Below are 15482 nucleotides of genomic sequence, written 5' to 3' on the forward strand. Positions count from 1 at the left end.
TACGGACGGGGGCGTTTCACCCGGGTTGAAGCCGTGTCACGGCCGCGTAAAACCGGGCTCACCGCCGGCGAAACATGCCCGTGACAGTGAAGTTAATCGGCCGTTACACAGGGGCAACTGAGGTGAAATCGCCAGTTCCTAGGCTGATGTCAGCTCCCCTGATCCCGCCGGACCGCCCGGCCCCCTCTCTACGGAAGGCACCGACCGTGAGCAGCACCAGCCCGATCGAGACCCCCACCTCCGGTTCCATCCCCGCGAAGCGCCGCGTCGTCGTCGTGGGCGGTGGCCCCGCCGCCCACCGGTTCGTGGAGGCGATGGCCTCCCGCGGCCTCGGCCGCTTCGACGTCACCGTGCTGACCGAGGAGGCGCACCTCCCCTACGACCGCGTGGCCCTGTCCAAGGCGCTCACCGGCGACCCCGCCGACGTCGACCTCACCCTCGGCGACGCCGCGCTGTGGGAGACGCCCGGCATCACCCTGCGCACCGGCGCGCGCGCCGTCCGCGTCGACACCGCCGCCAAGACGGTCCTCACCCGGACCGGCGACGAGGAGGAGGCTCACCCCTACGACGAGCTCGTGCTCGCCACCGGCTCGAACGCCGCCCGGCTCCCGATCCCCGGCGCCGACAGGTCGTACGTGTACCGCACGCTCGAGGACGTCTGGTTCCTCCGCGCCGAGATCGGCCGGCTCGCCGAGGCCCTCGGCCGCCCTGCGCGGGTCGCGGTGATCGGCGGCGGCCTCCTCGGCATCGAGGCGGCGGCGGGCGCCAAGTCCCTCGGCGCCGATGCCGTCATCATCGACGGCTCTCCGTGGCCCATGAACAGGCAGCTCGACGAGGGCGCCGGCCAGGCGCTCACCCGGCTGATCGCCGCCAAGGGCTTCACCGTCCACGGCGGGGTGTTCCCCTCGCAGGTCGTGACGGACGACGGCGGGCTGGTCACCGGCGTGCTCATGGCCGACGATCGCGTGGTCCCCGCGGACCTCGTCGTCGTCGCCATCGGGGTGCGTCCCCGCGACGAGCTGGTCCGCGCCGCGGTCGAGGAGGCCGGCGCCTCGGGAGAGGGCTCGGCGCCGTTCGAGCTCGGCCCGCGCGGCGGCGTCGTGATCGACGAGACCTGCGCGACCGGCGCGCCGAACGTGTGGGCGATCGGCGAGGTCGCGAGCTTCGGCGGGATGTGCCTGGGCCTCGTGGCCCCGGCCAACACGATGGCCGAGATCGTCGCGGACCGCCTGCACGGCGGCGGGGCGACCTTCCCCGGCTTCGACACCGCGACGAAGCTCAAGCTCTCCGGGGTGGACGTGGCGAGCTTCGGCGACGCGTTCGCGGCCGCACCGGGCGCGCTCGAGATCGTCTACGCGGACCCGGCCCGCGGCGTCTACCAGAAGATCGTCACGACCGACGACGCGCGCACGCTCCTCGGCGGCATCTTCGTCGGGGACGCCTCCCCCTACCTCAGCCTGCGCCCGCTCCTAGGCCGCGAGCTCCCCGCCGAGCCGGGCGCCTTCCTGAGCGCCGCCGGCGGCGGCGATGCGCCGGAGACCGAGCTTCCCGACGACGCCGTCCTGTGCTCGTGCAACAACGTCGCCGCGGGGACGCTGCGCGATGCCGTGAACGGCTGCGGGACCTGCGAGGGGAAGGACCCGGTCCAGGACGTCGCCGGCCTCAAGGCCTGCACCCGCGCCGGCACGCAGTGCGGCTCCTGCGTGCCGATGATCAAGAAGCTCCTCGAGGCCGAGCTCACCAAGTCCGGCGTCACCGTCTCGAAGGCGCTGTGCGAGCACATCTCGCTGTCCCGCCAAGAGCTGTTCGACCACATCCGCGTGGCCCAGCTGACCTCGTTCGAGGACATCATGTCGCGGTTCGGGACGGGCGCCGGCTGCGACATCTGCAAGCCCACCATCGCGTCCATCCTCGCCTCCCAGCACTCGGCCTACGTGCTCGACGCCGGCCGCGGCACGCTCCAGGACACCAACGACCGCGCGCTGGCGAATATGCAGAAGGACGGCACCTACTCGGTGGTCCCGCGCATCCCGGGCGGCGAGATCACGCCGGAGAAGCTGGGCGTCATCGCCGCCGTGGCCCAGAAGTACAACCTGTACACGAAGATCACGGGCGGCCAGCGCATCGACATGTTCGGCGCGCGCCTCGAGCAGCTTCCCGACATCTGGGCCGAGCTCATCGCCGCGGGCATGGAGTCCGGGCAGGCCTACGGCAAGAGCCTGCGCACGGTGAAGAGCTGCGTCGGCTCGACCTGGTGCCGGTACGGCCAGCAGGACTCGGTGGGCATGGCCATCCAGCTCGAGCTGCGCTACCGGGGCCTGCGCAGCCCGCACAAGCTCAAGCTCGGCGTCTCCGGCTGCGCCCGCGAGTGCGCCGAGGCCCGGGGCAAGGACGTCGGCGTCATCGCCACGGCCGACGGATGGAACCTCTACGTGGGCGGCAACGGCGGCGCCACCCCCGCGCACGCCGAGCTGCTCGCCAAGGACCTCGACGACGAGACGCTCATCAAGTACATCGACCGCTACTTCATGTACTACATCCGCACCGCCGACCGCCTCCAGAGGACCGCGCGCTGGCAGGAGGAGCTCGACGGCGGGCTCGAGCACGTGCGCCAGGTGGTCGTCGAGGACTCCCTCGGCATCGCGGCGGAGCTCGAGGCCGCCATGGCCACCCACGTCGAGCACTACGAGGACGAGTGGGCCGCGACCCTGAAGGACCCCGAGCGCCTGCGCCGGTTCCGCTCCTTCGTCAACGCCCCCGATGCCGCCGACGAGTCCATCGTCCACGTCGCCGAGCGCGACCAGATCCGGCCGGCCACGGTGCAGGAGAAGGTCTCCCTCGGCGCGACGATCCCGCTCCGCGCCTCGGCCGTCGCCGGCGCCGCCTCCGAGGAGGGCTGACATGCAGCTGAACCTGAACCTCTCCCTGTCCCTGCGGGGCTTGCCCGTCGTCGTCCTCGGCGGAGCCGACGCCTCCCGCCAGGCCCTCGCGCGCTACCGGAAGGCCGGGGCGAAGATCGCGTTCTTCGACTCGCCCGAGGCCTACAGGGCCGCGGTGGCCCTTCCCGCGCGGCCGGCCCTGGTCGCCGTCGTGGGCGGGGCCGACGGCCACGGCGGGACGCACGACGGCGACTGGTCGCCCGTGCTGGACCACTACCGCGCGCTCGGGGTGCCGCAGGTCAGCGAGCCGGCGGCAGGCGCGCGCGGCCACGTCACGCTCGTGGGCGGGGGCCCGGGTTCGCGGGGACTGCTCACGGTGGACGCCGTCGAGGCCCTGCGGGACGCCGACGTTGTCCTGTTCGACAGGCTCGCCCCCTGGCGCGAGCTCGAGGGCCTCACGACGGCGCGCCTCGTCGACGTCGGCAAGCTCCCGGGCCACCACAAGGTCCCCCAGGACAAGATCAACCGGCTGCTCGTCGACTACGCGCTCTACGGCGTCGACGGGCGGCCGGCGAACGTGGTCCGGCTCAAGGGCGGGGACCCGTTCGTGTTCGGCCGCGGCGCCGAGGAGGCTGCGGCCTGCGCCGAGGACGACGTCCCCGTGCGGGTGGTGTCCGGCATCTCGAGCTCGATCGCGGTGCCCGCCGCGGCCGGGATCCCGGTCACGCACCGCAACGTGAGCCACTCGTTCACCGTCATCTCCGGCCACGCTCCCCTCACCGACGCCGAGCACCTCCACCTCGCCGGGCTCGCCGCGGAAGGGGGCACCGTCGTCGTGCTCATGGGCGTCGCGAACCTCCCGCACCTCGCCGCCGGGCTGCGCCGGGCGGGGCTCTCCCCCGCCACGCCGCTCGCCGTCGTCGAGCGCGGGCACCAGGCCGGCCAGCGCACCACGGTGACCGAGCTCGGCACCGCCGAGCCGGACACGGCGGCGTGCGGCAACCCGGCCGTGATCGTCATCGGCGAGGTCGTGCGGGCCGCGGCGGCGACCGGGCTCGCGGGCGGCGTCACACGCGAGGACCTCGAGGGGCTCGCGGGCGCGTTCATGATGGAATCGTCGTCAGGCACGCGCAGGTGAGGCACATGGACGGAGCAGTGGCAGTGGCGTCTGAACCCGAGGTCGGGACCGAGCTCACGACGGCGCTCAAGGGCTTCCGCGTGGGCGTGACCTCGCACCGCCGCGCCGAGGACCTGATCCAGGCGCTCGAGCGGCGCGGCGCGGAGGTGCTCCACGCCCCCGTGCTGACGATCGCACCCGTGGACCAGGACCTCGGCGTCATCGAGGACACCCACCGCACGATCGCCGCCCGGCCCGACCTGTGCATCGTCACGACCGCGTACGGGATGCGGCGCTGGCTCGAGGTCGCCGACGCCGCAGGGCTCGGCGACGAGCTCCAGGAGACGCTCAGCGCCGCCCGGCTCTACGTGCGGGGGCCCAAGGCCCGGGGGGCCGTGCGCGCGGCCGGGCTTGCCGACGTCGGCATCTCCCACGACGAGACCACGGCGACCCTCGTCGACCTGGTCCTGCGCGACGCGGGCGGCCGGCTCGACGGGCAGACGGTCGTCATGCAGCTGCACGGCTACACGGACCGCGTCCAGCTCGACCGGCTGCGAGAGGCCGGCGCGGAGCTCATCACCGTCACCCCGTACCGCTGGGTGCGGCCCGAGGGCGGCGACCGGCTCGAGGCCCTCATCGCCGCGGTCTGCGCCGGGGAGCTCGACGTTGTCACCTTCACGAGCGCGCCGGCGGTCGACGCGCTGTTCAGCACCGCGCACGAGCTCGGGGTCCACGCCCAGCTGCTGGCCGCCTTCCGGCAGCGGGTGGCGACCGCCGCCGTCGGGCCCGTGACCGCGGCCCCGCTCGAGGCCGCGGGACTGCGGCCCTGGGTGCCGGACCGGTTCCGGATGGGCGCGCTCATCAAGCTCGTCACGGACAACCTGTCCCGGCGGAAGGTGCGGCGCCTCGAGACCACGGCCGGTCCTGTCGAGCTGCGCGGGCGGACCATGGCGATCGCCGGGGACGAGCTCATCCTCCCCCCGGCCGCGATGCTCCTGTTCCGCGCGCTCTTCGACGCCGGCGGCGCCGTCGTGCCCCGCGAGACCCTCGCGCGGCTCGTCTCGACGACCGCGTCCAACCACGCGCTCGACATGGCGGTGAACCGGCTGCGCGCCTCCCTGCCAGACGGGGAGCTCATCCAGACGGTCGTGAAGCGCGGGTACCGGCTGCGCGTGGTGGGCTAGGGGGTCGGCGCGGGGCGCGGTGTGCCAGTATGGGGTGCACCGGTACGCCCTGTACGACCCCGACGGAAAGGACGCTGACGTGTCTTCCGAGCCTGAGCTGAGCCCCGCGGACCTCGCCGGCTACATCGACCACACCCTCCTGAAGCCGGAGGCGAGCGAGGCCGACATCCTGAAGCTGTGCAGCGAGGCCGTGCAGTTCGGCTTCAAGTCGGTGTGCGTGAATCCGGTCTGGGTCAAGACGGCGACGAAGGCCCTCAGAGGCTCAGGCGTGCTCACGTGCGCCGTGGCGGGCTTCCCGCTCGGGGCGACGCCGACCGACGTGAAGGTCTTCGAGGCCCGCGGCGCGACGCTGGACGGCGCGGACGAGGTCGACATGGTGATCAACATCGCCGCCGCCCGGGCCAATGACCGCGGCGCCCTCGTCGAGGACATCCAGGCCGTCGCGGAGGCCGTGCACGGAAGCTCGTCGATCCTCAAGGTGATCATCGAGACCTCGCTGCTCACGGACGAGCAGAAGGTGCTCGCGTGCGAAGCGGCAGTGGAGGCGGGGGCGGATTTCGTGAAGACGTCCACAGGCTTCAACGGCGGCGGCGCGACGGTCGAGGACGTCAGGCTCATGCGCGCCACGGTGGGTCCCGACCTCGGTGTCAAGGCGTCCGGCGGTGTGCGAACCGCCGACGATGCTCGGGCTATGATTGCTGCTGGTGCCACGAGGATCGGAGCCAGCTCCGGCGTGGCCATCGTCTCCGGCCAGCCTGCCGCCGGGGGCTACTAGTCGCACCGAAGAGGGAGAGAAGATGAACGAGTCGAAGAAGCGCCCGCTCGAGAACGAGAACAACCTCGGCGGGAGCATCGTGATCTTCGCCGTCCTCATGGTGGTGTTCCTCCTCGGCCTGTACCTCGTCCAGTTCCTCGACTTCACGAGCGTGTGGCCCATGGCGGCGCTGATCCTGCTCTTCGCCCTCGCGTACTTCATCCCGATGACGTTCCTCGGCCGCTCGGACGCCGGCGGAGACCACCGCTGACCCTCTCGGGTACACCAAACCCCCACCCACGGCGTCTCGGGTACACCAAACCCCCACCCACCAGCGTCTCGGGTACACGAAATGCCCGGCCGGCCCAATGTCCGGTCGGGCATTTGGCGTCTCCCCATCAATTGCCCTGTCGTTCGCGTACCCGAAAAGCGCGTCCTGTGGATAACCTCTGCGGCCGGGGCGGCGTCTGTGGCTCAATGAGCCCATGCCTCGTGAGCCCCTGCCGCCGTCCTTGGCCCTCGCCTCGTTCACGGCGGACGAGGCGCTCCGCCTCGGCGTCGACAGGCGGAGGCTGAGCGGGGATGACCTGTTCATGCCAAGCCGCGGCATCCGCACCCCAGAGCTGGCCCGGCAGACCCTCCTCCAGCGGGCGAGGCCGTACACCGCCCTCCACCGCACGACGGCGCTCAGTCACCTCAGCGCCGCGATGGCGCACAGGATCCCGCTCCCGGCATGGGCGCAGGACGCGACGCTCCTGGACCTTTCGCGGGCGGCCACGCCGGACGACCCGAAGCACGAACGCCTGGGCCAGCCCCGGCGTGCCGAAATCCGAGGGCACCGTCTGCGGCTGAAGGACGACGAGGTCATGGCGCTGGCGGGAACCCGCATCACGACTCCGTCCAGGACGTGGCTGGACCTCTGCTCAGTCCGGCGCCTGACCATGGACGACGTCATTGCCGCCGGCGAGTACCTCGTGTCGGAGCACCAGCGCGCCTACTACCCCCGGACCGCCGTCGTTCCTCTTGCCGGTCTCCGTTCGTTCGTGGAGAGCCGGCATCGCGTGGTCGGGCTCGGGCGGGCGCGCGTCGCGCTCGAGCTCCTGGCCGTCGGTGTCGACTCGCCTCAGGAGTCCTACCTGCGCCAGATGCTCGAGCGGGCCGGGCTACCGCTGTTCATCCCCAACTGCCCGGTGACGGACCCCTGGGGCGCGACCCTCTGGGTCGATCTGGGGAACCCGAAGTTCCGCGTCTCGGTCGAGTACGAGGGCGAGCACCACCTGACCGACCAGCAGAAGGCTTTCGATACGGTCCGGGACCGGCGCACGCGCGCGGCAGGGTGGCTCCAGGTGAAGATCACCAAGGAGGACATGGCCAAGGGCGAAGCGCACGTCGTCGCGAAGGTCCGCGAGGCACTCCGGGCCCACGGCTACAGGGGCTGAACCCTTGGGTCCCTCGGTGGCGAACCCTGGGATTTCGCGTACCCGAGACGCAACTCACCACGATTTCGCGTACCCGAGACGGTGTGAGGGCGGGTTTGGCGTACCCGAGACGGTCAGGGGGTGAAGATGGCCTGCACCACCTGATCGGCCCAGTCGAGGATCTCGCCGTCGGCGAGGTCGTGCCCGCCGATGGGGGCGGTCTTGGGCTTCGGGATGAGCACCGCGTTGAGCGCCGGCTTGTACTGGGCCCCCTTGTACATGCGCGTGAGCCGCATCTGCTTGGACTCGGGCAGGTCCGCGGGCGCGAACCGCACCATGCTCCCCTGGAGGGCGACGTCGGTGAGCCCGGCCGCGCGGGCACGCACCCGGAAGCGCGCAACCGCTGCCAGGTTGGCCACGGGCGCGGGCGGTTCGCCGTAGCGGTCGGTGAGCTCCTCCATGACCTCGGCGATCGCGGCGTCGTCGTTGGCGGCGGCGAGCTTGCGGTACGCCTCGAGCCGCAGCCGCTCTCCCGGCACGTAGTCGTGCGGGAGGTGGGCGTTGACGGGCAGCTCGATCTTCATCTCGGCGACCTTCTCCTCCCCCTCGCCGCGGTAGTCGGCCACGGCCTCCCCCACGAGGCGGATGTAGAGGTCGAATCCGACGCCCTGGATGTGGCCCGACTGCTCGCCGCCGAGGAGGTTGCCGGCGCCGCGGATCTCGAGGTCCTTCATGGCCAGCTGCATGCCGGCGCCGAGCTCGTTGTGCGCCGCGACGGCCTTGAGCCGCTCGAGCGCGACCTCGCCGAGGGGCTTCTCGGACGGGTACAGGAAGTAGGCGTAGGCCCGCTCGCGCCCGCGGCCCACCCGCCCGCGCAGCTGGTGCAGCTGCGAGAGTCCGTAGGAGTCGGCCCGGTCGATGATGAGCGTGTTGGCGTTGGAGATGTCCAGGCCGGTCTCGATGATCGTGGTGCACACGAGCACGTCGAAGCGCTTCTCCCAGAAGTCGACGATGATCTTCTCGAGCCGGGACTCGGACATCTGCCCGTGCGCCACCTCGACCCGGGCCTCGGGGACGAGCTCCCGGATCGCCGCGGCCTGCTTCTCGATCGAGGACACGCGGTTGTGCACGAAGAAGACCTGCCCTTCGCGCATGAGCTCGCGCCGGATCGCGGCGGAGACCTGCTTGTCCGTGTACGGGCCCACGTAGGTGAGCACGGGGTGCCGTTCCTCGGGCGGGGTCGCGAGCGTGGACGTCTCGCGGATGCCCGTGAGCGACATCTCGAGCGTGCGCGGGATCGGCGTGGCGGACATCGCCAGGACGTCGACGTTGGTGCGCATCTTCTTGAGCGCCTCCTTGTGCTCCACGCCGAAGCGCTGCTCCTCGTCGATGATGACGAGTCCGAGGTCCTTGAACCCGACCTCCTTCGACAGGAGCCGGTGCGTGCCGATCACGACATCGACCGATCCGTTCTTGATCCCCTCCAGCGTCTCCTTCGCCTCGGCGGCCGTCTGGAACCGGGACAGCGCCCGCACCCGAACCGGGAAGCCGGAGAACCGCTCCGAGAACGTCTCGAAGTGCTGCTGGGCGAGCAGCGTGGTCGGCACGAGCACGCCCACCTGCTTGCCGTCCTGGACCGCCTTGAAGGCGGCGCGGACGGCGATCTCGGTCTTGCCGTAGCCCACGTCGCCCGAGACGAGGCGGTCCATGGGCACCTCGCGCTCCATGTCCGCCTTGACCTCGTTGATGGTGGTGAGCTGGTCCGGCGTCTCGATGTACGGGAAGGCCTCCTCGAGCTCGCGCTGCCACGGCGTGTCCGGCCCGAACGCGTGGCCCCGCGAGGCCATCCGGGCGGAGTACAGGCGGATGAGCTCCCCCGCGATCTCCTTGACCGCCTTCTTGGCCTTGGATTTGGTGGCAGCCCAGTCCGCCCCGCCCATCTTGGAGAGCGACGGCGCGTCCCCGCCCACGTAGCGCGTCACCTGGTCGAGCTGGTCCGTCGGGACGAAGAGCCGGTCCCCCGGGGCGCCGCGCTTGGCCGGCGCATACTCGAGGACCATGTACTCGCGCGTCGGAGCCGCGCCGGGCGCGCCGCCGGACACCTTGCGCTGCACGAGCTCCACGAACTTCCCGATCCCGTGCTGCTCGTGCACCACGAAGTCCCCGGCGTGGAGCGAGAGGGGGTCGACGGCGTTGCGCCGCCGCGAGGGCATCTTCCGCATGTCGCGGGTACCGGCGGCGCTCGCCCGGCCGAGGAGGTCCGCCTCGGTGAGGAGCCCCAGCTTGAGCCCGTCGAGGACGAATCCCTTGCCCGTGGGGGCCTTGGTGATCTCGATGATTCCCGGCTCGGGCCCGCGGTCGAGGCCCTCCACTCGGCTGCACGGGATGCCAGCGTCGTGGAACAGCTCGGCGAGGCGCTGAGCGGGGCCCGGGCCGTCGGTCGCGACGACGATCCGCCACTCGTCGCGCACCCGGGAGCCGATGAACTCCATCATCTCGGCCACGTCCCCCTGGTAGCCGCGGGGCTCCCGCGCGGCGATCGTGACGACGTCGACGTCGAGCACCGTCTCCTCGTCGACCCCCAGCGAGGTGATCGACCACCATGAGACCCCGTGACCCTGCGCGTCGGCGCGGGTCTGGGCGAGCGTGCGGAACGAGGCGTCCTCGAGCCGCCCGGCGTGCTCCGCGTCCTCCCCCGACCCCGCGCCGCCGGCGAGGCTGACATCGAGGGGCGCGGCGCCGCCGTCGGACGCGGTGGCCCACGCCGCGGCGAGGAACTCCTCGTTGGTCGCGGCGAGGTCGTGCGCGCGGGCGCGGACCCTCTCCGGTTCCATGACGAGCGCGAGCGAGCCCTCGGGCAGCTCGTCCATGAACGGCACCATGCGGTCCACGAGCAGCGGAGCGAGGGACTCCATGCCCTCCACCGCGATGCCGCCGGCGATCTTCTCGAGCATCTCGGCGGCGGCGGGCAGGCGGTCCTTGAGCCTGGCCGCGCGGCTCATGACGGCTGGGCTGATGAGCAGCTCGCGGCACGGCGGGGCGTAGAGGGACGTGGGGTGGTGGATGCCAGGCCCGGTGAGCGAGCGCTGGTCGGCGACGGCGAACCAGCGCATCTGCTCGACCTCGTCGCCGAAGAACTCGATCCGCACCGGGTGGTCCTCGGTGGGCGGGAAGACGTCGATGATGCCCCCGCGCACGGCGAACTCGCCGCGGCGGGTGACCATGTCCACCCGCGCATAGGCCGCGTCCGCCAGCGCATGCACGACGTCGTCGAACGGCGCGTCCTGCCCTATCGCGAGGGAGACGGGCGCGAGGTCCCCCAGGCCTCCGACGAGCGGCTGCAGGACGGCGCGCACGGGGGCGACGACGACCCGCAGGGGCTCCCCAGCACGCGTCTCGGGGTGTGAGAGCGCTCGCAGGACGGCGAGGCGGCGGCCCACGGTGTCCGAACGCGGCGAGAGCCGCTCGTGCGGAAGCGTCTCCCAGCTCGGGAACAGCGCGACCGAGCCCGCTGGCAGGTACGCGCCGAGCGCCGCGACGAGGTCCTCCGCCTCCCGCTCGGTGGCGGTCACGGCAAGCACGACGCCGCCCGCCTCCGGAAGGCTCTCCAGCACCTCCGCGACGATCACCGGACGCAGGCCGGCCGGTGCGGCCACCTGGAGGTCCTGGCTGCGCCGCGCGGCGGGCTTGGAGGCGTACTCCCGCAGCCGCGCGAGGCTTGCGTCCTCGCCCACGGCGCGGCGGAGCCCGTCGAGGGCGGGCAGGCCCTCGAGGCCTGATGGACGCAGGACGTCGACGGTCACGGTGGGCTCCTCACGGAAGACAGCAGGACAGCACAACAACCCCGGCACTCGCTGAGGCCGGGGGTGTTCCCAGCTTAGCCAACTCCACAGGCGATGGCAGGGCCGGCGGCCTAGCATGGGACGCGTGGAGACGCCTCCTTCCCGTCCCGTCCAGCCCGGCGCCCGGGCCGCGCGCCGTCGGGCCGTCCTCTGGGCCGGCGCCCTCGCGTACCTGGCCGGGGTCGCCGCCGTCGTGCTCTGGCCCGCCCCCGTGGACCGTCCGGCGGCGGGCAGCCTCGCCCGGATGTTCAGCTGGCTCCACCGCCACGGCGTTCCCGGCTGGTTCGGGTACGGGCAGTTCGAGTGGCTGGCGAACGTGGCCTTCTTCGTCCCGTTCGGCGTGTTCGCGGTCCTGCTGGGGTTCCGGGCGTGGATCGCGGTCCTGGGCGGCTTCGCGGCGTCCTGCGCGGCGGAAGCGGCGCAGTTCCTGTTCCTGGCCGAGCGGACCGCGTCCGTCGCGGACATCGCCGCGAACACGATCGGGGCGCTCCTCGGCACGGTGGCGACGGTCGCCGTCGTGCGCCGCAGGCCGACGGCGCCGAGGCCCGCTGGGCGGTCCGACAGCACTCCCGCACGGCCCTAGGATGGTCTTCGGCGCTCCTCGCGCCCCTGCGACCGGTGCGCCGCGAGCGCCCGGTCGGCCCCCAGTCTCTAGGAAGGACCACCTTGGCACTCTCAGCCAGCACCACCCTGAACTACCCCGTCGACCGCGTCGCCGCCGTGTTCGCGGACGAGGCATTCCAGCGCCACGTGAGCGAGCTCGTGGGCGGCCGCCTCGAGTCCTTCACGCTCGACGGCGACGTGGCCGGCGCCTTCACCGCCACCGTGGTCCGCCAGCTCCCGACCCAGCGCCTGCCTGAGATCGCCCGCAAGGTCGTCGGCGAGTTCGTCAACGTCACGCAGACCGAGACCTGGGCGGCGCCCGAGGCCGACGGCTCGCGCCAGGCGGACATCACCGTCAAGGTCGCCGGCGCCCCGGTGGACGTCGCCGCCGTCCAGCGCCTCGCCGCCGAGGGCGGGGCAACCCGCGTCGAGCTCAACGGCACCGTGAGCTCTTCCGTCCCGCTCCTTGGTGGCAAGATCGCCTCGGCCGCCGAGCCCATGGTCGGCAAGGCCCTCAACATCCAGGCGACCCAGGCCGAGGCGTGGCTGGCCGGGGAGACCGTCTGATGCAGCTCCCCGTCGCCCTGTCCTGGCTGCTCATCGTGGCCGGCGTGTGGAACCTCGTGGTGTGGCCGCAGTTCCTCCGCCGGGTCATGAAGGATCCGCGGGCACGTGACGAGCAGGGCCGCCCGACGCGGTTCCTGACCGTCCACCTGTTCCTCGTCGCGATCTCGGTGACCCTCGGGGTCGCGGTCGCGATCGTGGGCGTCAGGGCGCTCGTCTCCTAGGAGCGGCCATCAGGCGAACCGGCGCCCCAGCCACTGCGCGACGCGGTGGCTGGGGCGTTCGACCATCCAGTGGAACGCGGCAGCGACCGCCAGGGATACGGCGAGGCCGACCGGCATGGAGACCCACAGCGCCGCCGGGCCGATGGGCGTCTGCGCGGGCAGGAGCGGACCGATGAGGTGGTACGCGGCCACCACGATCGGCTCGTGCGTGAGGTAGAGGCTGAAGGAGACCGTGCCGAGCCAGGCCGCAGCGCGGCCGGAAAGCGCCCGCACCGCCGGGCGCCAGTGGAGGGCGACGACGACGAGCGCCACCGCGGCGGCCGACAGCGAGATGTGGGCGGCGGGCGAGCCGGATCCCACGACCCAGGGCAGCCACAGGGCAGCGACGCCGAGGGCGGCGAGGGCGGGCATCATCCACCGGGGAAGGCGTGTCACCGTGGCCGCGAGCTCCTCGCGGTGCGCGGCCAGCAGCGCGCCGAGGAGGAACAGGGGCAGATCGCGGACGAACCCGTTGACCGTGGTGGTGCCGACGCCGATCAGCGCAGCGGCGGCAGCCCACTGGGCCCAGCGCATCCAGGGGGCGCGGGCGGCGCGGTGCAGGGCGACGGCGACTAGCACGTAGGCAGGCAGCAGCAGCGAGAACCACATCTCCCAGCGCAGCGACCACAGGGGCGGGACCACGAGGCCGTCCGTGAACAGGAGCGTCGCATCGCCGAGGATCCGCTCGGGCGTGACCCCGGCCCCCATCGCGTCGATCCAGCCGCTTCCGGTCTTGGGGCGCGGGACGACGGCCCAAACCGCCGCGGCGAACGCCACGGCCGCCCAGACGGGCAGGTAGAGGCGGGCGAGTCGCTTGGGGTAGTACGAGCGCCAGGACGGCAGCCGGTCCGCAGGCCTCGTGAACGGCAGCGTGAGAACGAAGCCGGAGAGCACGAAGAAGAGGTAGACCGCGCCGGTACCCTCCCACAGCACGTGCAGGGGCGTCGCGACGAGCCACCACTCCCATGACCCCGGCGCGGCGCTGCCGGACTGGAAGCCGGTCTCGGCCAGCCGCGGGACGGTCAGCAGCGTGTGGCAGACCAGGACGACGAGAGAGGCGACGCCGCGCAGCCCGTCAAGCGAAGCGAGCCGTGACGAGGGCGGAGCGCCCCGAGTTCCTTCCCGCGCCCGCAGGCTCTGCTCGCGTTCCCGTGGGCCCCGTGAGGTCGTCGTCACCATCTGCATAGGCTGTCAACTTTACCATTTCGTAATCTTCGAAGGCCCTGAGAACCGCCTGTAGACTGGCTTCCGGTGTGCCGGGAAGTCTGGTCGGCGTTGTCCTCGAGGACCCTTCAGGACCTCTTCTTCGACGTTAAGGATTCCCATGGACCGCCGCAGCCAAACACCCGCGGGCCCGCCCGGCCCGGGCGCCCACCACTGGACCCTCGCCCGCGGCAGCTACCTCGAGTACCAGCGCATCGCCGGGATCCTGAGGAAGGAGACGGTCGGCGGGGCGCTCCTGCTCCTCGCCACGGTGGCTGCCCTCGTCTGGGCCAACTCCCCGGCCGGCGACGCCTACTTCGCCCTGCGCGACTTCCGCGTGGGCTACGAGCCGTGGCACCTGGAGCTCAGCGTCGGCCACTGGGCCTCGGACGGCCTGCTGGCGATCTTCTTCTTCGTCGCGGGGCTCGAGCTCAAGCGCGAGTTCGTGGCCGGGGACCTGCGCCGGCCCTCGACCGCGGCCGTCCCGATCGTCGCCGCCTGCGGCGGGGTGCTGGTCCCTGCGCTCATCTACGCAGGCATCATCCTCGGGACCGGCTCGGACGGGCTGAAGGGATGGGCCATCCCCACCGCGACCGACATCGCCTTCGCACTCGCTGTCCTCGCCGTGATCAGCACGCACCTGCCCGCGGCCCTGCGCACCTTCCTCCTGACGCTCGCGGTGGTGGACGACCTCATCGCGATCGCCATCATCGCCTTCTTCTACGGCACGGGCGTGCAGCCCGGACTGCTCGGCCTCGCCCTCATCCCGCTCGGGCTCTTCGCGTTCCTCGTCCAGAAGCGCATCCACGCGTGGTACCTGCTCCTGCCCCTGGCCGTCGCCACATGGGCGCTCGTGCACGCTTCGGGCATCCACGCGACGGTGGCCGGAGTCCTTCTCGGCTTCACTGTCCCCGTCCTGCGCAGCGCCAAGAACGGCGGACCGGAGGCAGGCCCCGGCCTCGCCGAGATCCTCGAACACAGGGTCCGCCCGCTCTCCGCGGGGATCGCCGTTCCGGTGTTCGCCTTCTTCTCCGCGGGCGTCGCCCTCGGCGGCTGGGAGGGGATGGCTGCAGCTGCGACGGACCCGATCGCGGTGGGCATCGCCGTCGCGCTCGTCGTCGGCAAGTCGGTGGGCGTCTTCGGGTCGACCTGGCTGGTGACCAAGACCCGCCATGCGAGCCTGGACCCGGACCTGAAGTGGGTCGACGTGTTCGGCATCGCGCTGCTGGCCGGTGTCGGCTTCACCGTCTCGCTGCTCATCGCAGAGCTCAGCTTCGGGTCGAGCCCCCACGGCGAGCATGCCAAGACGGCGATCCTCGCCGGTTCCCTCACCGCCGCGCTGCTAGCCGCCGTCGTGCTCCGCATCCGGAACCGCCACTACCGCCGGGTCGAGCAGGCGGAGCTCGTCGACGCGGACCGCGACGGCATCCCGGACGTGTTCCAGCGGGACCCGCAGTAGCCGGGGCCTCCCGGGTACTCACTCCCCGCCCGCCTATGCCTCCGCACTACTTGGCCGACTCCGCGGCACGTACTCGGCCACCACGCAGAGCCCCTGCCTGACCACTCGTTTCCACGCCTGTCAGGACGCGTTTCGGCCCATCGTCCTTGTCCCGCATCCTCCCCCACGGCGACCGTGAACCAGGGGCGCAGACCCC

At 72.1% G+C, this 15482-nt stretch carries 12 protein-coding genes; 10 read left to right on the forward strand and 2 right to left on the reverse strand.

Features of this window, described 5'->3' with window-relative positions:
- Positions 1–206 precede the first annotated feature (206 nt).
- The 6 genes from nirB (at position 207) to ACQ5BE_RS05900 (ending at position 7373) form a co-directional block, all read left to right on the forward strand.
- Entirely contained in the window at positions 207–2900 is a 2694-nt protein-coding gene (nirB, locus tag ACQ5BE_RS05875; RefSeq protein WP_430296034.1) for a nitrite reductase large subunit NirB, read from the forward strand.
- A 13-nt stretch (positions 2901–2913) separates the two neighbouring features.
- Entirely contained in the window at positions 2914–4017 is a 1104-nt protein-coding gene (gene cobA / locus ACQ5BE_RS05880) for a uroporphyrinogen-III C-methyltransferase (RefSeq protein WP_430296288.1), read from the forward strand.
- 5 nt (positions 4018–4022) lie between these two features.
- Positions 4023–5180, forward strand: coding sequence for a uroporphyrinogen-III synthase (locus ACQ5BE_RS05885; RefSeq protein WP_430296035.1), 1158 nt, complete (start codon positions 4023–4025; stop codon positions 5178–5180).
- 79 nt (positions 5181–5259) lie between these two features.
- Positions 5260–5955: a deoxyribose-phosphate aldolase gene (gene deoC / locus ACQ5BE_RS05890; RefSeq protein WP_208712073.1), complete on the forward strand. Its 696-nt coding sequence runs from the start codon at positions 5260–5262 to the stop codon at positions 5953–5955.
- 22 nt (positions 5956–5977) lie between these two features.
- Positions 5978–6205 (forward strand): hypothetical protein, encoded by a 228-nt coding sequence (locus ACQ5BE_RS05895; protein ID WP_430296036.1) that lies wholly within the window; start codon positions 5978–5980, stop codon positions 6203–6205.
- Positions 6206–6419: 214 nt separating this feature from the next.
- Positions 6420–7373, forward strand: coding sequence for a hypothetical protein (locus tag ACQ5BE_RS05900; protein WP_430296037.1), 954 nt, complete (start codon positions 6420–6422; stop codon positions 7371–7373).
- A gap of 113 nt (positions 7374–7486) precedes the next feature.
- Here ACQ5BE_RS05900 and mfd read toward each other — a convergent pair whose 3' ends face one another.
- A complete protein-coding gene (gene mfd / locus ACQ5BE_RS05905) occupies positions 7487–11155 on the reverse strand; it encodes a transcription-repair coupling factor (protein ID WP_430296038.1) in 3669 nt (1222 codons plus the stop codon).
- Between the two features lie 124 nt (positions 11156–11279).
- Here mfd and ACQ5BE_RS05910 point away from each other — a divergent pair, with 124 nt between their 5' ends.
- From ACQ5BE_RS05910 to ACQ5BE_RS05920, 3 genes are all read left to right on the forward strand, one after another.
- On the forward strand, positions 11280–11777 hold the full coding sequence (locus ACQ5BE_RS05910) for a VanZ family protein (protein ID WP_430296039.1): 498 nt from the start codon (positions 11280–11282) through the stop codon (positions 11775–11777).
- Between the two features lie 83 nt (positions 11778–11860).
- Positions 11861–12364, forward strand: coding sequence for a DUF2505 domain-containing protein (locus tag ACQ5BE_RS05915; protein ID WP_208712069.1), 504 nt, complete (start codon positions 11861–11863; stop codon positions 12362–12364).
- On the forward strand, positions 12364–12585 hold the full coding sequence (locus ACQ5BE_RS05920) for an SCO4848 family membrane protein (RefSeq protein ID WP_208712068.1): 222 nt from the start codon (positions 12364–12366) through the stop codon (positions 12583–12585). The genes ACQ5BE_RS05915 and ACQ5BE_RS05920 overlap by 1 nt, the downstream gene beginning before the upstream one ends.
- Positions 12586–12594: 9 nt before the next feature.
- On the opposite strand, the gene ACQ5BE_RS05925 is transcribed toward ACQ5BE_RS05920, so the two are convergent.
- Complete coding sequence (locus ACQ5BE_RS05925; RefSeq protein WP_430296040.1) at positions 12595–13803, reverse strand: acyltransferase family protein; 1209 nt, start codon at positions 13801–13803, stop codon at positions 12595–12597.
- A 145-nt stretch (positions 13804–13948) separates the two neighbouring features.
- Between ACQ5BE_RS05925 and nhaA the strand changes: the two genes are divergently transcribed.
- Positions 13949–15286: a Na+/H+ antiporter NhaA gene (gene nhaA, locus ACQ5BE_RS05930; RefSeq protein WP_430296041.1), complete on the forward strand. Its 1338-nt coding sequence runs from the start codon at positions 13949–13951 to the stop codon at positions 15284–15286.
- Positions 15287–15482: the final 196 nt, after the last annotated feature.

The sequence above is a fragment of the Sinomonas sp. B1-1 genome, assembly GCF_050474465.1.
In the GTDB taxonomy this organism is placed as follows: Bacteria; Actinomycetota; Actinomycetes; order Actinomycetales; family Micrococcaceae; genus Sinomonas; species Sinomonas flava.